At 53.5% G+C, this 20,672-nt stretch carries 18 protein-coding genes; 8 read left to right on the plus strand and 10 right to left on the minus strand.

The window, feature by feature from the left end; translation table 11 throughout:
• Positions 1-44: 44 nt before the first annotated feature.
• The 7 genes from PGQ95_RS21930 to flhD form a co-directional block, all read right to left on the minus strand.
• Complete coding sequence (locus PGQ95_RS21930) at positions 45-1,715, minus strand: methyl-accepting chemotaxis protein (protein WP_047065481.1); 1,671 nt, start codon at positions 1,713-1,715, stop codon at positions 45-47.
• Between the two features lie 132 nt (positions 1,716-1,847).
• A complete protein-coding gene (cheW, locus tag PGQ95_RS21935; protein WP_087858109.1) occupies positions 1,848-2,348 on the minus strand; it encodes a chemotaxis protein CheW in 501 nt (166 codons plus the stop codon).
• Positions 2,349-2,381: 33 nt separating this feature from the next.
• Positions 2,382-4,340 carry a chemotaxis protein CheA gene (gene cheA, locus PGQ95_RS21940; protein WP_213317017.1) on the minus strand — a complete coding sequence of 653 codons (1,959 nt, stop codon included), beginning with the start codon at positions 4,338-4,340 and terminating at the stop codon, positions 2,382-2,384.
• The gene (gene motB / locus PGQ95_RS21945) at positions 4,337-5,260 is read right to left on the minus strand and encodes a flagellar motor protein MotB (RefSeq protein ID WP_042892855.1); all 924 of its coding nucleotides are present in this window, start codon (positions 5,258-5,260) and stop codon (positions 4,337-4,339) included. The genes cheA and motB overlap by 4 nt, the downstream gene beginning before the upstream one ends.
• Positions 5,257-6,147: a flagellar motor stator protein MotA gene (motA, locus tag PGQ95_RS21950; RefSeq protein WP_015704927.1), complete on the minus strand. Its 891-nt coding sequence runs from the start codon at positions 6,145-6,147 to the stop codon at positions 5,257-5,259. Before motA ends, motB begins: the two co-directional genes overlap by 4 nt.
• 141 nt (positions 6,148-6,288) lie before the next feature.
• Positions 6,289-6,870 carry a flagellar transcriptional regulator FlhC gene (gene flhC / locus PGQ95_RS21955; protein ID WP_045397765.1) on the minus strand — a complete coding sequence of 194 codons (582 nt, stop codon included), beginning with the start codon at positions 6,868-6,870 and terminating at the stop codon, positions 6,289-6,291.
• A gap of 2 nt (positions 6,871-6,872) precedes the next feature.
• Complete coding sequence (flhD, locus tag PGQ95_RS21960; protein WP_015367348.1) at positions 6,873-7,223, minus strand: flagellar transcriptional regulator FlhD; 351 nt, start codon at positions 7,221-7,223, stop codon at positions 6,873-6,875.
• 1,236 nt (positions 7,224-8,459) lie between these two features.
• On the opposite strand from flhD, the gene PGQ95_RS21965 reads away from it, so the two are divergent.
• From PGQ95_RS21965 to PGQ95_RS21980, 4 genes are all read left to right on the plus strand, one after another.
• Complete coding sequence (locus PGQ95_RS21965; RefSeq protein WP_430919324.1) at positions 8,460-9,383, plus strand: aminoimidazole riboside kinase; 924 nt, start codon at positions 8,460-8,462, stop codon at positions 9,381-9,383.
• A gap of 114 nt (positions 9,384-9,497) precedes the next feature.
• The gene (locus tag PGQ95_RS21970) at positions 9,498-10,868 is read left to right on the plus strand and encodes a sucrose-specific PTS transporter subunit IIBC (protein ID WP_113374267.1); all 1,371 of its coding nucleotides are present in this window, start codon (positions 9,498-9,500) and stop codon (positions 10,866-10,868) included.
• Complete coding sequence (locus PGQ95_RS21975) at positions 10,868-12,268, plus strand: sucrose-6-phosphate hydrolase (protein ID WP_430919327.1); 1,401 nt, start codon at positions 10,868-10,870, stop codon at positions 12,266-12,268. The genes PGQ95_RS21970 and PGQ95_RS21975 overlap by 1 nt, the downstream gene beginning before the upstream one ends.
• 29 nt (positions 12,269-12,297) lie before the next feature.
• Positions 12,298-13,311: a LacI family DNA-binding transcriptional regulator gene (locus tag PGQ95_RS21980; RefSeq protein WP_430919345.1), complete on the plus strand. Its 1,014-nt coding sequence runs from the start codon at positions 12,298-12,300 to the stop codon at positions 13,309-13,311.
• Positions 13,312-13,362: 51 nt separating this feature from the next.
• On the opposite strand, the gene cynS is transcribed toward PGQ95_RS21980, so the two are convergent.
• Together cynS and PGQ95_RS21990 are read right to left on the minus strand one after the other, a co-directional pair.
• Positions 13,363-13,833, minus strand: a complete 471-nt coding sequence (gene cynS / locus PGQ95_RS21985) for a cyanase (RefSeq protein ID WP_015704922.1) — start codon at positions 13,831-13,833, stop codon at positions 13,363-13,365.
• Between the two features lie 12 nt (positions 13,834-13,845).
• The gene (locus tag PGQ95_RS21990) at positions 13,846-14,517 is read right to left on the minus strand and encodes a carbonic anhydrase (protein ID WP_087858163.1); all 672 of its coding nucleotides are present in this window, start codon (positions 14,515-14,517) and stop codon (positions 13,846-13,848) included.
• Between the two features lie 109 nt (positions 14,518-14,626).
• Between PGQ95_RS21990 and cynR the strand changes: the two genes are divergently transcribed.
• The 4 genes from cynR (at position 14,627) to PGQ95_RS22010 (ending at position 18,597) form a co-directional block, all read left to right on the plus strand.
• Positions 14,627-15,514 (plus strand): transcriptional regulator CynR, encoded by an 888-nt coding sequence (gene cynR / locus PGQ95_RS21995; RefSeq protein ID WP_430919329.1) that lies wholly within the window; start codon positions 14,627-14,629, stop codon positions 15,512-15,514.
• A 220-nt stretch (positions 15,515-15,734) separates the two neighbouring features.
• Positions 15,735-16,172, plus strand: coding sequence for a DUF2231 domain-containing protein (locus PGQ95_RS22000; protein ID WP_430919331.1), 438 nt, complete (start codon positions 15,735-15,737; stop codon positions 16,170-16,172).
• A complete protein-coding gene (locus PGQ95_RS22005; RefSeq protein WP_430919333.1) occupies positions 16,165-17,469 on the plus strand; it encodes a PQQ-dependent sugar dehydrogenase in 1,305 nt (434 codons plus the stop codon). Before PGQ95_RS22000 ends, PGQ95_RS22005 begins: the two co-directional genes overlap by 8 nt.
• A 195-nt stretch (positions 17,470-17,664) precedes the next feature.
• Positions 17,665-18,597 carry a LysR family transcriptional regulator gene (locus tag PGQ95_RS22010; protein ID WP_316424489.1) on the plus strand — a complete coding sequence of 311 codons (933 nt, stop codon included), beginning with the start codon at positions 17,665-17,667 and terminating at the stop codon, positions 18,595-18,597.
• A 712-nt stretch (positions 18,598-19,309) separates the two neighbouring features.
• On the opposite strand, the gene PGQ95_RS22015 is transcribed toward PGQ95_RS22010, so the two are convergent.
• A complete protein-coding gene (locus PGQ95_RS22015) occupies positions 19,310-20,215 on the minus strand; it encodes a hypothetical protein (RefSeq protein WP_430919335.1) in 906 nt (301 codons plus the stop codon).
• Positions 20,216-20,672 lie beyond the last annotated feature (457 nt).

Consider the following 20,672-nt stretch of genomic DNA (forward strand, 5'->3'; position numbering starts at 1 on the left):
GCAAGAGAGGCCGCCGCGTGTAGGGATGCGACGGCCGGTACCCGTTAGAACGTCTCCCAGTTATCCTGGTAGTCGCTGGCGCTGGTTTTTTTATGCGTAGCGATGGCGGCAGGCGCGGTTTTATTGCTGACCGGCGCTTTATACTCTTCCTGCCCTTCCGACTTCAGACGGAAGACGGCAACCGACTGCGTCAGCAAGCTGGCTTGCTCTTCCAGCGCGGCGGCGGCGGAGGCCGACTCTTCCACCAGCGAGGCGTTCTGCTGGGTGACGCGATCCATTTCCGCTACCGCCTGGCCGACCTGGTCGATACCGCGGCTCTGCTCATCGGAAGCAGAGGCGATTTCGCCCATGATGTCGGTCACGCGGGTGACCGCATTGACGATGTCGCCCATGGTGTCGCCGGCGCTTTCCACCAGTACCGAGCCCATATCCACGCGGTTGACCGAGTCCTCGATCAGCGCTTTGATCTCTTTGGCCGCCTGGGCGCTGCGCTGCGCCAGGTTGCGGACTTCGCCCGCCACGACCGCGAAGCCGCGGCCCTGTTCACCAGCGCGCGCCGCTTCTACCGCGGCGTTAAGCGCCAGGATGTTGGTCTGGAAGGCGATACCGTCGATAACGCCGGTTATATCGGCAATTTTCTGCGAGCTGCTGGCGATGTCGTGCATGGTTTCCACCACGTTGGCCACCACTTTGCCGCCCTTCTGCGCAGTTTCGGAGGCGCTCAGCGCCAGCTGGCTAGCCTGACGCGCGTTTTCGGCGTTCTGTTTCACCGTCGCCGTCAGCTGTTCCATACTGGCGGCAGTCTCTTCCAGCGATGCCGCCTGCTGTTCGGTGCGCGAAGAGAGATCGTTATTCCCGGCGGCGATTTCCGATGCGCCGCTATAGATGGCATCCGCCCCCTGACGCACGCCGCTTACCGTTTCGATAAGCTCATTCTGCATGTGCTTGAGGCTGGCGGCCAGCACGCCGATTTCATTACGGCTGGTCACCGGGATAGGCTGGGTCAGGTCGCCGGAGGCAATACGTTTGATGTGTTCAATCATGCGGTTCAGCGGGCGCACCAGGATATGGTGGATGCCCATCCACACGCCGACGATCGCCGCCAGCACCACGATGATGACCACAATTAAGGTCCAGATCGCCGAGCTATAAGAGCTGTTGCTACCGTCAACGGCGATTTGGTACAGCTTGCCGTTTTGCTGCAGATAGGCGTTATAAGTCTGCTCGAAATCGTCCTGGTATTTTTGCGTCGGCTGGTCGAAGAAGGCGTTGATTTTACCCTCGCCCAGCAGCTGGATCAGCTCCGACAACGCGCCGTACAGGATGCCATACTGCTGCTTAAGCTTTTCCGTCGCCTGCGGATCCTGACGCGGGTCCTGCGGGATTTTTTCATAGGCGGCGTAGTTACGTTCGGCGCGCGCCAGCTCTTCTTTCGCTTTCGCCAGCAGCTCGTCGATAGTCGCGCCGCTGCCGATTTTGTTGGTATCCATCATGTAGCGGATCCCTGCGCGGTTCAGGGAGTTACGCGCCTGCAGCAGATCGACCCGGCTTTCACTTAGCAGCAACTGCTGCTGACGGATGGTTTGCAGAACGGTGAAGTTCTCTTTATCGCTTTTCAGCGACGAAAAAAACAGACCGCCCGAAATCAGCTGCAATGCGCCAAATAGCACCAGCACTAATAAGAGACTGGTGACGACCTTAATACGATTAAACATGTTTCCCCTTCCTGGAAGCCTGAACGGCCAGGCTTTACGTATGTGACTGAAAGGGTTATCGGCGCGCGGGAGGGGAACTTTATGCCAGGCGGGGACTATTTTTACCGGGCGCGGCAGAGCGCGCCCGGTAGATTAGTGGCTTTTGGCGACGTTATCGACCAGCGCCATCTCTTCGCTGCTGAGCAGCTTTTCGATATCGACGAGAATCAACATGCGTTCGCCGAGCGCGCCAAGACCGGTGAGATACTCGGTCGCCAGCGTCACCGCGAATTCCGGCGCCGGGCGGATCTGTTCAGCGGTGAGAGACAGCACGTCGGAGACGCCGTCGACCACAATCCCCACCACCCGCAGGCCGAAGTTAAGCACGATAACCACCGTGTTTTCATCATAAGAGACGCCCTGCTGGGCGAATTTTACCCGCAGGTCGATAATCGGCACGATCACCCCGCGCAGATTGGTGACACCTTTGATGAAATCCGGGGTGTTGGCGATACGCGTCACCTGGTCATAGCCGCGGATTTCCTGCACTTTCAGAATATCGATGCCGTATTCTTCATTACCGAGGGTAAAAATTAAAAACTCCTGACCTACCGTTTCGCCAGCCAATTTGCTGACGGTTGCTAATCCTGCCATGGTCTGCACCTGTTAATTTTATGAGATGAGTCGTTATGCGGCCGCTGCGCTCAGCAGCTTTTCCCGATTGAGCATTTGCAGCGCCGACACATCGACAATCAGCGCCACGCTGCCGTCGCCGAGGATCGTCGCCGCGGAAATTCCCGGCACTTTGCGATAATTGCTTTCCAGGTTTTTCACCACTACCTGATGCTGGCCAATCAGTTGATCCACCAGCAGCGCGTAGCGGCGGCCGGCGCTTTGCAGAATCACCACGATGCCCTGAGTAGCCTCGGTTTTCGCCCCGGCGACGTCAAACACCCGGTAGAGCTCCACCAGCGGTAGATACTCGCCGCGAACCTGCAGCATCCGCTCGCCGCCGGCCATCGGATGCAGGTCTTCGGCCTGCGGCTGCAGCGATTCCATCACCGCGTTGAGCGGCAGAATAAAGACCTCTTCATTGACCTTGACCGACATGCCGTCGAGGATGGCGAGCGTTAGCGGCAGCAAAATACGAATCGAGGTTCCTTTGCCCGCGCGGGAATGGATTTCAACGTGACCGCCCATCTCCTGGATGTTCCGTTTCACGACGTCCATGCCGACGCCGCGGCCAGAGACGTCGGTCACCTGTTCCGCGGTCGAAAAGCCCGGCGCGAAAATGAGCATTCCGACCTCTTCATCACTCATGCTGTCGCTGACCGCCAGCCCCTGCGCCGCCGCTTTGGCGAGAATTTTTTCGCGATTGAGTCCGGCGCCGTCATCGATCACTTCGATGCAGATATTGCCGCCCTGATGTTCAGCGGAAAGAATCAGATTGCCCACCTCAGACTTACCTGCCGCCAGACGGGTTTGCGGATCTTCAATACCGTGGTCGAGGCTATTACGCACCAGGTGGGTTAACGGGTCGATAATGCGCTCGATCAGGCTCTTATCAAGTTCGGTAGAACTGCCCTGTAGCGTCAGTTCCACCTGCTTATTGAGCTTGCCGGCCAGGTCGCGCACCAGCCGCGGGTAGCGGCTGAATACATATTCCATCGGCATCATGCGAATCGACATCACCGATTCCTGCAGGTCACGAGCGTTACGTTCCAGCTGGCTCATGCTATTGAGCAGATCGCCATGGGTTACCGGGTCCAGGTTACCTGAGCGCTGCGCCAGCATGGACTGGGTGATCACCAGTTCGCCGACGAGGTTAATCAACTGGTCAACTTTCTCCACCGCCACGCGAATGCTGGTCGATTCGCTGGCCTTCGCTCTCGGCGCTTTAGGCGGCTCGACGGCAGCAGGCTGCGGTTGGACGACCGGCGACGGCACAGCTTCAGCCGACGGCGATGGTTTAGCGGCAGTGGTTGGCGGCGTGGTAAAGCTGATCTGTTCCGGCTCAAGAACGAAACAGAGCACCGCGCAGATATCCTCTTCGCTGGCGGTGGTCAGCAGGGTCACCTCAAGGCTATTGTCAGTTTGCTGCGGATCCTGAACCTCGCCGAGGTTGCCAAGCTCTTCCAGCATCAGCGGAATTTCATTGGCTTTAAGCCCGGTTAAGCTCACGCGCATACCGCCGGCGATGGCCGTCGGCGCAGGCTGGGCCACGACGGGCGGCGCGGCAGGCGCGTCCTGCTGCTGCGCTTCCAGCGCCAGCTGCCGCAGCGCCTGGCAGATATAGTCAAAGCTCTCAGCGTCAGGCTGCTGCGAGGTTTTATAGGCGTCCAGTTGCTCCTGCATAATATCTTTGGTTTCCAGAAACAGATTGATAATTTCGGTGCTCAAGCGCATCTCCTCGCGCCGGGCGCCGTCGAGCAGGTTCTCCAGCAGATGGGTGGTTTCCTGCAATACGGAAAAGCCAAACGTCGCCGCGCCGCCTTTGATCGAGTGCGCCGCGCGAAAAATAGCGTTTAGCGGTTCGATATCGGGGGCCTGCGGATCCAGCTCCAGCAGGTGTTGCTCCATGTCTGCCAGCAGCTCATCTGCTTCATCAAAAAAAGTCTGATAAAAAGCGCTAATATCCATGCTCATGGGGTCACCTCAGGGTGTGAATCGCGGTTAACCGGCGCGGGCGCGACCAGCTTTGGCAGCGCATCCGGCTGGCTAATCTCCAGCGCATTGCTTTCGCCATTTTCATGTTCGATGCTCTGCTGGGTCTCTTTGTTAAGCACCAGTACGGTAATGCGGCGGTTGATGGCATCATCAGCGCCGTGCTGCTTCAGGCTCATGGTTGCCGCCATACCGACCACCCGAAGCACCTTCCCTTCCGCCAGGCCGCCGGCAATCAGCTCGCGGCGCGAGGCGTTGGCGCGATCCGCCGACAGCTCCCAGTTGCTGTAACCGCGTTCGCCGCTGGCGTAGGGGATGTCATCGGTATGCCCGGAGAGGCTTATCTTGTTCGGCAAATCATTGAGGATTGGCGCAATCGCTCGCAGGATATCGCGCATATAGCTTTCAACCTGAGCGCTCCCGGTTTTAAACATCGGGCGATTCTGGCTATCGATAATCTGAATGCGCAGGCCTTCGTCCATCATGTTGATCAGCAGATGCGGACGAAGCGCCTTCAGGCGCGGGTCTGACTCAATCAACTGATCGAGCTTGTCACGCAGTTTGTTAAGCCGTAGCTCTTCGGCGCGTTTATCCGCGGTATTGATCTGCTTGCTGACCAACCCGACTTCACGGGTCGGGTCTTCGCCGCCGCCGGGGATCGGGCTGCTTTCCGAGCTGCTTTTATCGCCGCTGGTCAGCGCCACTTTCAGCGGCGTACGGAAATATTCGGCTATTTGCGTCAGTTCCTGCGGGCTGGCGATCGCCAGCAGCCACATCACCAGAAAGAAGGCCATCATCGCCGTCATAAAATCGGCATAGGCAATCTTCCACGAGCCGCCGTGATGCGCAGGCTGGTGCGATTTTCGTTTTCTGACCAGTACCACCGGGTGATTATGTTTCATGCTTCTTCGCTTTCCGTCGCCTGCGCGGCGGGCGCTTTGACCTGGCGCACGTGCTCTTCGAGCTCAACAAACGACGGGCGCTCGGTGGTGTATAACGTTTTGCGGCCGAATTCGACGGCGATTTGCGGCGCGTAGCCGTTGAGGCTGGAGAGCAGCGTGACCTTGATGCACTGCATCATCTTGACGGTCTCGGCGCTTTTTTGCCGCAGCAGCGTCGACAGCGGCGAGATAAATCCATAGGCCAGCAGAATGCCGAGGAAAGTCCCCACCATCGCGTTGGCGATAAGCGCCCCGAGCTCTGCCGCCGGGCGGTCCGCCGAGGCCAGCGCATGCACCACCCCCATTACCGCCGCGACAATACCAAATGCCGGCAGAGAGTCGCCGACCATCGCCAGGCTGCCGGCGGGCACTTCGCTCTCCTGTTCGAAGGTTTCGATCTCTTCGTCCATCAGCGCTTCAATTTCAAAAGCATTCATGTTGCCGCTCACCATCAGGCGTAAATAATCGGTTATGAACTCCACCAGATGGTTATCGGCAAGGATGCGCGGATAATTAGCGAAAATTTCACTTTCCTGAGGATTGTCGATATCGAACTCAAGCGACAACATCCCCTGTTGACGGGATTTAGCGAGCAGCAGGAACAGCAGCGCCATGAGATCCATATACAGCGCCTTGCTGTATTTGGAGCGACGTACCATTTTGGGCAACGCCCGCAGCGTGGATTTGATGGCTTTGCCGTTGTTGCCGACGATAAACGCGCCGATGCCGGCGCCGCCGATAATCAGGAATTCCGCCGGCTGGTACAGCGCGCCAAGGTGGCCGCCCACCAGCAAATAACCGCCAAATACCGCTCCCAGGACCACGAGATAACCCAATATCACTAGCACACGCATACCTCAAATTAACAATGTGGATGGCGGGCGAGGCAAACGCGCCCTGGCGTACACCAGGCGGGGAATGGGGGGCGGCATGCCGCCCCTGCGTATTACACGTCGAAATGGATTGCCGTAAGTCGTCGGAACGGCGACTTACATGACGCGTTTAGCCTGCTCGTCCAGCAGTTGAGAGGTTATATCGGCCAGTTGCGGAGAAAGTTTACGTCTTTTTACGGCGCGTGAAGGCGGTTGGCATAATGTGCAGACGAAATCGTGCTGCGGATGATGCGCGTGGGTGATAAATGAGCCGCCGCAGCTATTGCAGGCGGAGAGCTGCAGCATACCGCTATCAACAAAGCGCACCAGCGTCCAGGCGCGGGTCAACGCCAGTAGCGGCGCTTCGCCCGCTTCTTGCGGACACTGTTCGAGATACAGGCGATAGGCTTTGATCACCGCTTCCACTCCGCTGCATTTACCGCTCTTCAGCAGGAACAAATAGGCGTTGTAGAACATCGACGAATGAATATTCTGCTCCCAGGTCATAAACCAATCGGTCGAGAACGGCAGCATCCCTTTCGGCGGCGGGCTTCCGCGCAGCTCCTTGTAAAGTTTGATTAAGCGCCCACGGCTGAGCTGAGTTTCACTCTCCAGCATCTGCAGACGCGCGCCGAGAGATATCAGCTCCATGGCGAGCTGAATATCCTTCGCTTCCTGAACAATACTTTTCTCAGCCATTATCAAACACTTTTCTTCGCTGCAGCGCCTTCTTTGGCGCGGAGCTCTTGCAGCAGGTGACTGGAAAGCAGGATACCGGTATGGATCTGCTGGAGGTCATCAACGCGCGACTCTTTGGTCAATTGCTCGATAGTCTGATGGTCGCTGAAGCGCAGATTGCACACCAGCTGATTAGTTTCAGCCAGTTTCACCATCTGCGGTAACGTCAGTTGCGCCAGGGTATCAACCATGGTTTCGTCAATTCCCAAACGAAACATCGCGGACACTTTCTCATCGTTGATCAGCCGCTGTGCTAAAAATAAATACGACAGGTTGAAGTCATAAATATGCTTAAGTAATTCGGAGGTACCCATAATCCCTATCCCGATAAGCCATGTTAGAAAACATACACGTGGCGTGTTACTTAATCGCCCGTGACCTCAGTTATTTCCCCAAGAGGCAATTAAAACACTCACTCGCGATAGCTAAAAATTCAGCTAATCGTCAAATTCGCCCCACTGTTAATAGTTTGTTACAGGTGCAAACCGGAGTGGAGGATGTAAAGAATTTGCTTCGAGAGAGTTGAATTGCCATGAAACTATTTTTAGAAATTCTATAAGAATATTCTTAAGGCGGCGCAACTCTACTCCCGAATCATTAGCACACACAATTAAGTATGGGGAAATTTTGAATGTAATGAGATATAGATCACAAAAACAAAAAATAATACCGGTAACAACACCTCATTTCGATCACTTTATAACCAACATTCGATCATTTAACGATCACAAGTAAATGAATTACCTTAAAAAAAGTGTTATCAACCATTGCTATTAGTTTTTTTTGGTACATTTAGAACAAAAAAATAACATTATAAAAATTGAAGAATAAAAATCTGAACAAGCGGTAAATTCAACGCAAATCATTAGTTTTCACCGTAAAAAATAACCATGGTGTAATACAGGGATATTAGATCTAATACTCGAATAGCACCTATGGAAAAAGTATAAAAAACGTACAATAAAGCGATGGTATCGGCTAGTCTTTCAGCGCGGATGATTGTACAAAATACAATCTAACAACCTCATGTCGCGGCGCCTGACGCTATTTTCCCGCATCTTCTCGTGGCTGAACTCCTGCAGATATGGATAAAATTTCGATAACAATTACGGCCTGGCGAATTACCCAAAATGGGTATTTCCGCCGGGTTACTTTTCTAACATTCCTTTAACGAAACGAGCTTATTAACACGTTGTAATAATAAAAATCGAGAATCAATTAACGACGTTGAGCCCAAGTTTAAAGCCATCAAGAATATATTTTTAAACCGTATAAATACGGCGAAGTAATAATAATAAATAGATATATGAGGATTTTTCCTCGGCAATAAGCGACCTATCGCTCAGCCCCCTCCCCCTTATTATTGGTAGGTGGAAATGACAAAGACATTTGCAGCGCTGTAGTAAAGCGCTAAGCGCGCAATATCGCGGCTGGATCACATTTTATCGTTGCCGATCGCATTTTCATCACTTCCGCGTTCCGTTGGATTTTCGGCTATGTTTAAATTAGCTAAACCGGTTTAACAAAGTTTAGCTAAAAGGATTATAAGTATGACCAGTAAAGTATGGGTACTCGGCGATGCGGTCGTCGATCTGCTGCCTGAGGGCGATGGCCGCTTATTACAGTGTCCGGGCGGCGCACCGGCTAACGTTGCGGTCGGCGTCGCGCGTCTTGGCGGCAATAGCGGGTTCATCGGCCGGGTCGGCGATGACCCTTTTGGCCATTTTATGCGCCAGACGCTACGACAAGAGAACGTGGATATCAGCCACCTTTCTTTAGACCCCGCACAGCGCACCTCAACCGTCGTGGTGGCGCTGGATGAACACGGCGAACGAACCTTTACCTTTATGGTTCGTCCGAGCGCCGATCTTTTTTTACAACCAGGCGATCTCCCTCAATTCGCGGCCGGGCAGTGGCTGCACGTCTGCTCTATCGCCCTCAGCGCCGAACCCAGCCGTAGCAGCGCCTTTACGGCGATGGAACAGATTAAACGCGCCGGCGGCAGCGTCAGCTTCGACCCTAATATCCGCAGCGATCTGTGGCAGGATCCCCAGCTGTTACGCCGTTGTCTCGAACGGGCGCTGGCATTGGCTGACGTGGTGAAACTGTCGGAAGAGGAACTGGCCTTTATCAGCGGTAGCGATGATATTGCCCGCGGTATTGCGCGAGTCCGCGAGCGCTTTCAGCCAAAACTGCTGCTGGTCACGCAAGGAAAAGCCGGAGTACAAGCAGTGTTCCATCAGCAGCATATTCACTTCCCGGCCCGTCCGGTGGTCAGCGTTGATACCACTGGAGCCGGCGATGCCTTTGTTGCCGGGCTACTCGCCAGCCTCAGCGCACACGGCTTTCCTGACAATGTCACCGCGCTGGAGCCGATCGTCGCGCTGGCGCAAACTTGTGGCGCGTTGGCGACTACCGCCAAAGGCGCGATGACCGCCTTACCGTATCAAAGCGATGTGAACCGCCAGTTTTAACGATGTAAGCAGGCAAAATAATTAAAACGTTTTAGCAAAATTAGCAAAGCGGCGATTCGGGGCATTCCAGGCCCCCAATAGCCCATGATGATGACAGACTTTGTAGAGGGTACTATGGATTTTCAACAGATTTCTCGCGCGCTGCTGCCGCTGCTCGGCGGCAAAGAAAATATCGCCAGCGCCGCGCACTGCGCCACCCGCTTGCGTCTGGTACTGGTCGATGACGCGCTCGCCGACCAGCAGGCCATCGGAAAAATTGAGGGGGTAAAAGGTTGCTTTCGCAACGCCGGGCAGATGCAAATCATCTTCGGTACCGGCGTGGTTAATAAAGTGTATGCCGCCTTTATTCAGGCGGCCGGTATCAGCGAGTCGAGCAAATCCGAAGCCGCAGACCTGGCGGCGAAAAAACTGAATCCGTTCCAGCGGATCGCTCGCCTGCTGTCGAACATCTTTGTGCCCATTATCCCGGCTATCGTCGCCTCCGGCCTGCTAATGGGACTGCTGGGAATGGTGAAAACCTACGGCTGGGTCGATCCGGGCAACGCCATCTACCTGATCCTCGATATGTGTAGTTCGGCCGCTTTTATTATTCTGCCAATCCTGATCGGGTTTACCGCCGCGCGTGAATTCGGCGGCAACCCTTATCTTGGCGCAACCCTCGGCGGTATTCTTACCCACCCGGCGCTGACCAACGCCTGGGGAGTGGCTTCGGGCTTCCACACCATGAATTTCTTCGGCCTCGAGGTGGCGATGATCGGTTATCAGGGGACGGTATTCCCGGTGCTGTTGGCGGTATGGTTTATGAGCCTGCTTGAGAAGCAACTGCGACGCCTGATTCCCGACGCGCTGGATCTGATCCTCACGCCGTTCCTGACGGTTATTATCTCCGGTTTTATCGCCCTGTTGATTATCGGCCCGGCCGGTCGCGCGCTCGGCGACGGCATCTCCTTTATTCTCAGCACGCTCATTGCCCACGCCGGTTGGCTGGCGGGGCTGCTGTTCGGTGGGCTGTATTCGGTGATTGTTATTACCGGTATTCACCACAGCTTCCATGCCATCGAAGCCGGGCTGCTCGGCAACCCGTCGATCGGCGTCAATTTCCTGCTGCCTATCTGGGCGATGGCTAATATTGCCCAGGGCGGCGCCTGTCTGGCGGTGTGGTTTAAAACCAAAGATGTAAAAGTGAAAGCCATTGCCCTCCCGTCCGCCTTTTCGGCAATGCTGGGCATCACCGAAGCGGCGATATTCGGCATCAACCTGCGCTTCGTTAAGCCATTTATCGCCGCATTGATTGGCGGCGCGGCGGGTGGCGCCTGGGTGGTCTCTATGCACGTCTATATGACCGCCGTCGGCCTGACCGCCATCCCCGGAATGGCTATCGTACAGGCCAGTTCCCTGCTTAACTACATCATCGGACTGGCTATCGCGTTTGTGGTCGCCTTTATCGTTTCGCTGACGCTCAAATACAAAACGGATGCTGAATAATGCCGCAGCCTTCTTTGTTACCGATGGTCCTGCAGGCCGTCATGAACCACCAGCCGCGCGCGCTGCGGGATAACCACTATCCGCAGTGGCATCTGGCGCCGGTATGCGGGCTACTGAACGATCCAAACGGTTTTATCCACTTCGACGGTCGCTATCATCTTTTTTATCAGTGGAATCCTCTTGTCTGCGATCACAGCTATAAAGGCTGGGGGCACTGGAGTTCGCCGGATCTGCTGCACTGGCGGCATGAACCGATTGCCCTGCTGCCAGACGAAGAATACGACCGCAACGGCTGCTACTCCGGCAGCGCGGTAGATAACAACGGCGTCCTGACGCTCTGCTACACCGGTAATGTGAAATTTAGCGATGGTAGCCGTACCGCCTGGCAGTGTCTGGCGACGCAAAATCCCGACGGTACTTTTCGTAAACAAGGCCCGGTGCTGGCGCTGCCAGCAGGTTATAGCGGCCACGTGCGAGATCCCAAAGTCTGGCGCGATGGCGAACGCTGGATGATGGTGCTGGGCGCGCGCGATCTGGCCGACCGCGGCAAGGTTCTGCTATTCAGCTCCGCTGATTTGATGCAGTGGAATAGCCATGGCGAAATAGCCGGTAGCGGGCTTAACGGCCTGAACGATGGCGGTTATATGTGGGAATGCCCGGATCTGTTCCCGCTCGGCGACCAGCATATTTTACTCAGTTGCCCACAGGGGCTACCGCGAGAAGCCCAGCGCTTCCTGAATACCTATCCGGCGGTCTGGATGCACGGGCATTTCGACAATGCTGACGCGACTTTTAGCCACGGCGCGCTCGAAGAGCTGGATAGCGGCTTCGAATTCTATGCGCCGCAAACCACCCTGGCGGAAGATGGTCGGCGCCTATTGGTTGGCTGGATGGGCGTTCCCGACGGAGAAGAGATGCAGCAACCTACGCGGGACCACGGCTGGATCCATCAGATGAGCTGCCTGCGGGAACTCAGCTGGCGCCACGGCACGCTGTATCAAAATCCCGTGCGCGAACTGGCGGCGCTTCGCGGCGAGGCGCAGGACTGGCAGCCCGAACCGCTGGCGCTGCAGCCGATGGAACTTGCCTTCGAGGTTGCGCCAGGCGATGCGCTGACGCTGGATTTCGCGGGTGCGCTGCAGCTTTCGCTGGACAGCCGCGGCGTACGCCTGGCCCGTCGAAGCCTGATAGCTGATACTGTCGATTACCGTTACTGGCGCGGCGCGGCGCATAAACTGCAAATCCTCATCGATCGATCCAGCGTCGAGATCTTTATTAATGATGGTGCGGGGGCGATGAGCAGCCGCTTCTTTGCCGATTATCCAGGTAAACTGGTATTCGGCGGCGCGACGCCGGTGGCATTCTGCTGCTGGCCGCTGCGGCCATGCATGGTAGAATAAGCGTTTTGCTTTCAGGCGCCTGGCTCGTGATGAAACCCAAACGCATTACCATAAAAGATATCGCCGAACTGGCTGGCGTCTCTAAAGCCACCGCCAGCCTGGTCTTGAACGGCCGCGGCAAAGAGCTGCGCGTGGCGCAAGAGACGCGCGAACGGGTGCTGGCTATCGCCCGCGAGCAGCACTACCAGCCGAGTATTCACGCCCGTTCACTGCGCGATAGCCGCAGCCATACCATTGGTCTGGTGGTACCCGAGATCACTAACTATGGTTTTGCCGTTTTTTCTCACGAGCTGGAAACCCTGTGCCGCGAAGCAGGCGTACAGCTGCTTATCTCTTGCACCGATGAGAATCCCGGTCAGGAGAGCATGGTGGTCAATAATATGATTGCCCGTCAGGTCGATGGTTTAATTGTCGCCTCTTGCATGCATAGCGACGCCGACTATCTGAAGCTCAGCGAACAGCTGCCGGTGGTGCTGTTCGATCGCAATCCAAACGATAGCGCCCTGCCGTTAGTGATGACCGATTCACTGGCGCCAACGGCGGAACTTATCGCCCGTATCGCCGGACAACATCCGGATGAGTTCTGGTTTCTCGGCGGGCAGCCGCGGCTCTCACCCTCACGCGATAGGCTGGCCGGATTTAGTCAGGGACTAGCCCAGGCAGGCGTTGAGTTGCGCCCGGAGTGGATTATCAACGGCAACTATCACCCAAGCTCTGGCTATGAGATGTTTGCCGCGCTGTGCGCCCGTCTCGGGCGGCCTCCTAGGGCGCTGTTTACCGCCGCCTGCGGCTTGCTGGAAGGGGTACTACGCTATATGAGCCAGCATAACCTGCTGGACTCCGGGATCCATCTGGCCAGCTTTGATGACCACTATTTGTATGATTCGCTGTCGCTGCGCATTGATACCATACAGCAGGACAACCGCCAGTTGGCCTGGCACTGCTACGATCTCATCAGTCAGTTGATCGACGGTAAAACGCCACAGCAGCTGCAGCGTTATCTGCCAGCCACGCTGCAAATGCGTTATCAACCCGCCAGATAACAACGGGCCTGGATCGTGGTTCAGGCCCGTACTGTTAACGATTAATTGTCATCAGAAAGGTTTCGTTGGCAGATACTTTCCATCGAAAGTAATCACCGCACGATGTCCGCCTTCCGGATCGCTGACTTTTTTCACATCCAGCTTAAAATTAATTGCGCTGATAATCCCGTCGCCGAATTTTTCATGAATCAACGCTTTCAGGGTGGTGTCGTAGACCTGCAGCATTTCATAGAAGCGATACATGGTCGGATCCGTCGGCACGCGGTCCTCAATAGAGCCTCTGACGGGGATCGTTTGCAGCAGTAAAATATCATCGTCGTTAAGTTCCAGTTTCGCTCCTACCATTTTCGCGACTTCGGCAGGCAGCGGGTGCTGCCCCAACAGCGCGGCCGTGACAAAGGCTTCTGATAAACCAGTGCCTTCAACAAGCTGTGCAAAGGAGAGATCTTTTTTGGCTTTAATCAGCAAAATTTTATTCGCTAACTCCAGACGAACTTCGCGGCTGACTTGTGACTGAATCATGGTGTTACCTCGTTATATCGTAGTGAAATGAAATGACTGACCGTAAACCGGCACCGCTCGGGTATCCGGATGACCGGCCAGCGAAATAAAAGCTCTGGTATTGCCGTCATAAGCGGCAATCTCCCCCGTTTCAATGTCATACACCCAGCCATGTAATGTCAGACGTCCTTCATCAAGCGCCAGGCGTACCGCAGGGTGGGTTTGAATATTCGCCAGTTGGGCAATGACATTTTCATGCACCATCGCCGCGGTTTTGGCCTGCGGGTCGCGATGCTCGCGGGCATCGTTGACCACTTTTGCCGAATCCGCATATTGCAGCCAGTGCTTAACGGCGGGCACATGATCCAGACAGCTACACTGCGCAATTGCCGTCATCGCCCCGCAATCGGAGTGGCCGCAAATCACAATATCCGCGACCTTCAGGACAGCTACGGCATACTCCACCGATGCCGACACGCCGCCGGGCTCCGGACCGTAAGAAGGGACAATATTGCCGGCATTACGGATGACAAACAGATCGCCGGGTTCACGCTGGGTGACCAATTCAGGAACCATCCGGCTATCGGAACAGGAAATAAACAGCGTACTGGGGCTCTGCCGGGAGGCTAAACTTTTAAACAGTTCAGCGCGTTCAGGAAATGCATCACGTTGAAATTTAAGAAAACCATCAATGATTTCTTTCATGATAATGTCTACCTCGCTGTGGAATGACAGGGAGGTTACGCGGCGCATGGCATAAAATAAAAGTCTTGTTTATAATCAAATTCATCCAAAAAACTTATGGATTGAAAGCGTGAATATTCGCTATGTTAGATACTTCCTGGCCGTCGCCGAACATCAGGGTTTTACCCGCGCGGCGGAAGCCCTGCATATTTCACAACCGGCGCTCTCACAGCAAATCAGGATGCTAGAAGAGAGCCTGGATGCGCAGCTTTTTGATCGTAGCGGCCGGCATATTCACCTGACGGATGCGGGCGAGGTGTTTTTGCAGTATGCCCGTCAGGCATTTCAGCTGCTGGATGAGGGCCAACGCGCCATTCATGATGTCGAAGACCTCAGTCGCGGTTCTCTGCGCATTGCCGTGACGCCCACCTTTACTTCTTATTTCGTCGTGCCGTTAGTGGCTGAATTTCATGCGCGTTATCCGCATATCACGCTGGATATACAGGAGATGTCGCAGGAGAAAATGGAGGGCATGCTGCTGGAAAATGAGCTGGATATTGGCGTTGCCTTTGCCGAGGGAGTTACACCAGACATTGTTTCCACCCCGCTGCTACAGGAAGTGCTGGCGCTGGTTGTGGCGAACCATCACCCGCTGGCCCGCGAAGAGTCCCTTTCGTTGCGCCAACTGGACGCGGAGGAATTTATTCTGCTCAACCATCATTTCGCCACCCGGTTGCAAATTGACCACTGCTTACAGCAAGCCGGTTTCCACCCGCGGGTGACCATTGAAATGCATTCGATCAATGCCATCCTCGATATCATCCAGCGAACCCAATTAGTGACCATTCTGCCGCTGAATGTCGCCGCCCAGCGCACTGGCCTGGTGACCCGGTTGTTGGAGGAAGCAACGCTTGAGAGAACCGCGGTGTTAATGCAGCGCAAAGGCGCCCGACCAAAAGCCGCGGCGAGGATTTTCGCCGACATGGCCCAGCAGCTGGCTGCCCGAATAGAAAGTTAAGCGTACCATGGCGCGGTCAGCATCTGGCCCGCCTCCTCTCTACTGCAACAATCTTACCGTAGCCAGTATGACCATTTGCGCAAAACAGATTTCCCGCGATTGGCATACTGAAATTGTTAACGATATGTATAATTTTATCTGCTAAGCGGTATTCAATATTCTGGCTTGAACGTCAGCATTATTTTCACCCTACCTTATTCCCCCTGACAAGGAATTGACAATGAGTGAACGCTCTCATGACCGAGGTAATAGCCTTGCGATGGTCATATATAATCTACTCAATCCGGTGCCTTACGGCTTTTTTATCGCCGGTCTTATCTTCGATATTATTTACCTCTACAGTACTAACGTGATGTGGGGAAAAAGCGCCAGTTGGCTTATTGCCCTTGGCCTTATTTTTGCCATCATTCCGCGGTTGATTAATCTGGCGCAGGTCTGGTTTTTTACTCCTCGACGCCCGACAGCAAAAATTGATTTCTGGCTAAATCTCATCGCTATTATTGCCGCGTTGGTAAACTGTTTTGTTCATAGCCGCGACGCATGGGCAATTGCGCCGCAGAACGTTATCTATTCATCGATTACCGTTATCTGTCTGCTTGTCGCCAATATTATCAGCTCCACTTGCCTGGCTAATAATAAGGGGATTCGCCATGAATAAATTACTACTGCCCCTGCCCGTTATGCTCGCCACCGCGCTTGCCCTGTCCGGATGCGATGAGAAAGCGAAACTTAGCCCGGATCAGCAGGTAGGGCCCGATCCCGTAATGCCGAAGGCCCAGGATTTCCTGATGCCGCCGATGCAGGTTCCCCGCGGCGTGGGCTGGAAGAGAGATGGACAACCGGCGGTTGCCCAGGGGCTGAAAATAGAAAAAATAGCCGACGGATTCCTGCATCCCAGAATGGTCTATGTCCTGCCAAACGACGATGTACTGGTCGTTGAAAGCAACGGTCCTGGCGAGGAGCCGCTGACTACGCCGAAGCAGCTGATTGCCGGGATAGTGAAAAATCAGTCAGGTAAAGGCGGAAAAGGCGGAAATCGCATTACGCTATTGCGTAAAAACGCCAGCGGCTGGGAAAAACATATTTTCCTTGAACATCTGCACTCGCCTTTCGGTGTCCAACTAATCGGCAATAATCTTTACGTCGCCAATACCGGCAACATCATGCGTTATCACTACCAGCCGGGGGCGACACGTATCAGCGATGCGGGGAGCGAGCTGGCGGACCTGCCCAGCACCGTCAATCACCACTGGACCAAAGCGTTACTGGCAAGCCCGGATGGTAAGAAGCTGTATGTAGGCGTCGGCTCGAACAGTAATATCACCGAAAATGGCCTGGATATTGAATATCGTCGCGCCACCGTTCTGGAGGTTGATACGGCCACCGGCGCAAGCCGTATCTTCGCCAGCGGGATCAGGAATCCTACCGGACTCGGCTGGGAACCGCAGACGGGCAAGCTTTGGGCTATTGCCAACGAGCGCGATGAAATCGGCGCCGACCTGGTACCTGATTATTTGACTTCGGTGCAGGATGGCGGGTTTTATGGCTGGCCGTGGAGCTATTTCGGACAGCACGTTGACCGCCGCGTACAGCCGCCGCGCCCGGACATGGTCGCCAAAGCGATCAAGCCGGATTATGCCCTGAGTTCCCACGTTGCGCCGTTGGGAATGCTGTTTTATACCGGAAACATGTTGCCACAAACCTATCAGGGCGGCGTGTTTATCAGCGAGCATGGCAGCTGGGACCGTTCGCCGCTGAATGGCTATAAAGTCAGCTTCGTCGCCTTTAAAGACGGCAAACCCGTCGGTAAACCAGAGAGTGTAGTCACCGGCTTTGTCTCGCGCGATGAGAAAGAACTGTACGGTGCGCCGGTCGGACTCACGCAGGATAATGAAGGGGCGTTAATCATTGCCGACGATGTCGGTAATACCGTCTGGCGCGTCAGCGCAAAATAAAATATCACTATCAATTATCCGGCTTCCCGCAGTCAGGGAAGCCTTTTTTATACCCTCATAATAATTATCCTTAGATATTGCCGGGAATAATTAGAGAAACAAAGTGATAAGCTGTGCCATCAGGACCGCTATTGTAGTTGGCTACACCAGAATAGGTTGCTGAGAAACATTCATCATCAATGAGACGTAGAGCAGATGAACCATTTATCCGCAATCAGAACTTTCGTTAGCGCCGCTGACTATAAAAGTTTCAGCGCTGCCGCCAAAGCCTTAAATATCGAAGTATCCACCGTCTCTCGCCATATTTCCGAGCTGGAAGCGTATTTACAGGTGACGTTGTTTAACCGCTCTACCCGTGGATTAGCATTAACCGAAACCGGGGCATTTTTTTACTCGCACGCCCAACAACTGTTATTACAATGGGAGGAAGCCCGCCAGTTAACTTCCGCACTGGATAAACAGCCTTCCGGCCTGCTGCGGTTAAGCGTACCCAGTACCTTTGGCCGTCTGCACGTGATGCCTTTCGTGGATGAATTTCTTCGTCTGCACCCCAACATTTCGCTGGATATCAGTTTTAACGATGAAGTGCAGGACCTGATTGAAACGCGCATCGACCTGAGTATTCGCATCGGTGTCTTGCCTGACTCCTCGATTCATGCCCGTAAACTGGCTTCGCAAACGCGCTCAGCCTGGGCCAGCCCAAGGTGGATTGCGGAAAACCGCCCTACAGCAACACCAGGCGCCGATCAACAGCAGATCGATATCGTGATGTTTTCTCGTCTGCATGGCGCCGGTTGGTATACGCGTAAGATGGGTTCAGAAGATGAATGGCAGCGCATCCCGATTCACTACCGACTGAGCGTTAGCGATAGCGCCGCCATGCTTTATGCCTGCGTCAATCATACCGGGATTGCGATTTTACCGAACTGGCTATCGCGTCAGGCCGAAGAACAAGGGCTCATTCAACGGGTATTCGCGGAGTGGGAATTTAGTATGTTCCCCAGCGAAACCGCCATCTGGATGCTCTACCCGCAAAACAGGAGAGTGCCGCATAAAGTCCGGGCATTTATCGACTTTATGGTTGAAAAAATTGGGATGCCGCCCTACTGGGAGGAGGAGACTCATTAATGACGAGAATAGGTGAAGCAGGGATGTGCCGTAGGCGCCCAAAGCAAAAAGGGGTTACCTTTCGGTAACCCCTTTTCATATTTGGCGGAAGCGTAGAGATTCGAACTCTAGAACCCTTTCGGGTCGCCGGTTTTCAAGGTTGTGGAAAAGTTATTTAAAATCAATATATTATCATAATTCACTGGTATATTTAGACATTATCACGCCCATATTTTTCAGTTAGTTATCCACTTCTCTGCAGATAGTATACCTCTGTCATTTTCGGGGCTGAATACGGCGCGTTTTGCCCCAAAATCTGCCCCCCAAATACCCCGGTATCGAAGACTATCCCCACCCGGTAACCCCTGCAGACGGTTACTGGGTGATAGCATGTCATTTAATGACATTATTTGTTGTATCTTAGATCTGATCTGACACTCTTAAGTCACTGAGCCAAACATAATCTGAAAGTCCGCTCCGTGCCAAAAGCGGACATTACCAGGGCCCCTTTATATTAATCAATAAGTCGCACATCGGCCTAGTGAGTTTTATCCAAATAAGATTTTACAGCCAGTTATCATTGTAAACGTCATTATCAAATAAAAGAACTGACGTTGTGAAAGCGAAGGGAAGCAACCTTTTCTTGCCAACGTATAGATGACACCAGCAAGTAAAATAAACGCAGTTGTTGAAGATGGCAGTTCGCTAAGTAAAATCCAGAATGAGTGGTCCATCAATACATCTCACCGTTGCCAAAACGGAATGTTATGTTTTGTTTTTTAGTGTCCCTCACGCCGCCCATTCTGAGTAAATTTTCAACAATTGTGTTTATTGATGAACTTGGTATTTCATCCTCAAAATATGGTTGTCTTACTGGTCCTTCAACCAAATCGCCATTATTTATTCTCTCAAATGACATTTTCCCTGAGAAACCAGAACTGCATAGTGAATGAAGCTGCATACGGATGAAACCGCTGACATACGGAGCAAACCACGGCCTGCAGAATACCGTGGTGTATTTTTTTTCTGAGGGCCATAGGTAGCTGTCCAGCTCTCTGCATTTGTAGTTCAGTGTGTTTCCATCAGAATGTAAATATCCATACATTCTGAATCCAAACCATGGAAAACTAATATGAGGATTGACTGTTTTGGTACGCCCCGCCAGAGCAGTCCGTTTAGCGAGCAGCACTAAACATCTATCAGTTTCATCGAGGACTTCATACCAAGAAACCGGAGCTGGTTCACCCCAGTATTCTTCGTTATACAGGCAATTATAGATCTGAACGATATCCAGATCGTTTAATGTCTTTATACGGTCACTCACTACTGCCTCTGTTATGGTGCCCTTCAGTGCTGCTAATTGGGATAATCGTTTCAGATCAGATTGTGGCAGACGGTTTCTGTATGTTTGGAGTTCTTCTCGCATGTGAGCAACGATTTGCTGATCCTTGACAGCTATATCACTGGTGGTGTGATTTAGCAGCTCTCCCCAGCTTGAAAACCGATAAAGATACGCGACCATCTCATAGGCATGGTTCAATTGAACATTGCAGTGATCTCTAAGGAAGCGAGCCTGTTTGCGAAGCTGATCGAGTGATGGGACATAACGGTGATCGTTAACATTGAGGTGTGGGAGCATTGCATATTCCTTTTACAAATACTCTGCGGCCTGTAAACACAGAGCAAAGTTAAAAGGATATGCTCTGAAAAATAAAGGGTAAAAAGCGCTTTGGCGGATTTGTCTACAGGCTGACAGGTCTGCGCATAACCTGTTAAACAGGTTATTAAACAATCCAATGACAGTCAATAGCCTATGTGAATTATGTGCTCATGACTTAACTGCCCCTGGGACACCTATAATTTCATAACCCGCATTCTACATATTTTATTCTTAGAGTTAGTGAAGTGCTATCAACGTCCGCTCCTCGCTCCCAGCGGACCTTCAGCTTCGTTAACACGTCCGCTCCGTGCCAGGAGCGGATAGTGTAAAAGCAATAAAAATGTCTTATATTATGCAGAATTACATAACAGTAGTTGAAAGGCACTCCACATGAGTACATCATAACGTTATGATATCAACTCGTGTAATATTTAAT

This window comes from Klebsiella sp. 141240 (genome assembly GCF_050600805.1).
Lineage (GTDB): Bacteria > Pseudomonadota > Gammaproteobacteria > Enterobacterales > Enterobacteriaceae > Klebsiella > Klebsiella aerogenes.

Bases quoted from the DNA above. Each gene is read 5' to 3' on its own strand.
- PGQ95_RS21930 (WP_047065481.1), bottom strand. From the start codon at position 1,715: ATGTTTAATCGTATTAAGGTCGTCACCAGTCTCTTATTAGTGCTGGTG.
- cheW (WP_087858109.1), bottom strand. From the start codon at position 2,348: ATGGCAGGATTAGCAACCGTCAGCAAATTGGCTGGCGAAACGGTAGGT.
- cheA (WP_213317017.1), bottom strand. From the start codon at position 4,340: ATGAGCATGGATATTAGCGCTTTTTATCAGACTTTTTTTGATGAAGCA.
- motB (WP_042892855.1), bottom strand. From the start codon at position 5,260: ATGAAACATAATCACCCGGTGGTACTGGTCAGAAAACGAAAATCGCAC.
- flhC (WP_045397765.1), bottom strand. From the start codon at position 6,870: ATGGCTGAGAAAAGTATTGTTCAGGAAGCGAAGGATATTCAGCTCGCC.
- flhD (WP_015367348.1), bottom strand. From the start codon at position 7,223: ATGGGTACCTCCGAATTACTTAAGCATATTTATGACTTCAACCTGTCG.
- PGQ95_RS21965 (WP_430919324.1), top strand. From the start codon at position 8,460: ATGACCAGTAAAGTATGGGTACTCGGCGATGCGGTCGTCGATCTGCTG.
- PGQ95_RS21970 (WP_113374267.1), top strand. From the start codon at position 9,498: ATGGATTTTCAACAGATTTCTCGCGCGCTGCTGCCGCTGCTCGGCGGC.
- PGQ95_RS21975 (WP_430919327.1), top strand. From the start codon at position 10,868: ATGCCGCAGCCTTCTTTGTTACCGATGGTCCTGCAGGCCGTCATGAAC.
- PGQ95_RS21980 (WP_430919345.1), top strand. From the start codon at position 12,298: ATGAAACCCAAACGCATTACCATAAAAGATATCGCCGAACTGGCTGGC.
- cynS (WP_015704922.1), bottom strand. From the start codon at position 13,833: ATGATTCAGTCACAAGTCAGCCGCGAAGTTCGTCTGGAGTTAGCGAAT.
- PGQ95_RS21990 (WP_087858163.1), bottom strand. From the start codon at position 14,517: ATGAAAGAAATCATTGATGGTTTTCTTAAATTTCAACGTGATGCATTT.
- PGQ95_RS22000 (WP_430919331.1), top strand. From the start codon at position 15,735: ATGAGTGAACGCTCTCATGACCGAGGTAATAGCCTTGCGATGGTCATA.
- PGQ95_RS22005 (WP_430919333.1), top strand. From the start codon at position 16,165: ATGAATAAATTACTACTGCCCCTGCCCGTTATGCTCGCCACCGCGCTT.
- PGQ95_RS22010 (WP_316424489.1), top strand. From the start codon at position 17,665: ATGAACCATTTATCCGCAATCAGAACTTTCGTTAGCGCCGCTGACTAT.
- PGQ95_RS22015 (WP_430919335.1), bottom strand. From the start codon at position 20,215: ATGCTCCCACACCTCAATGTTAACGATCACCGTTATGTCCCATCACTC.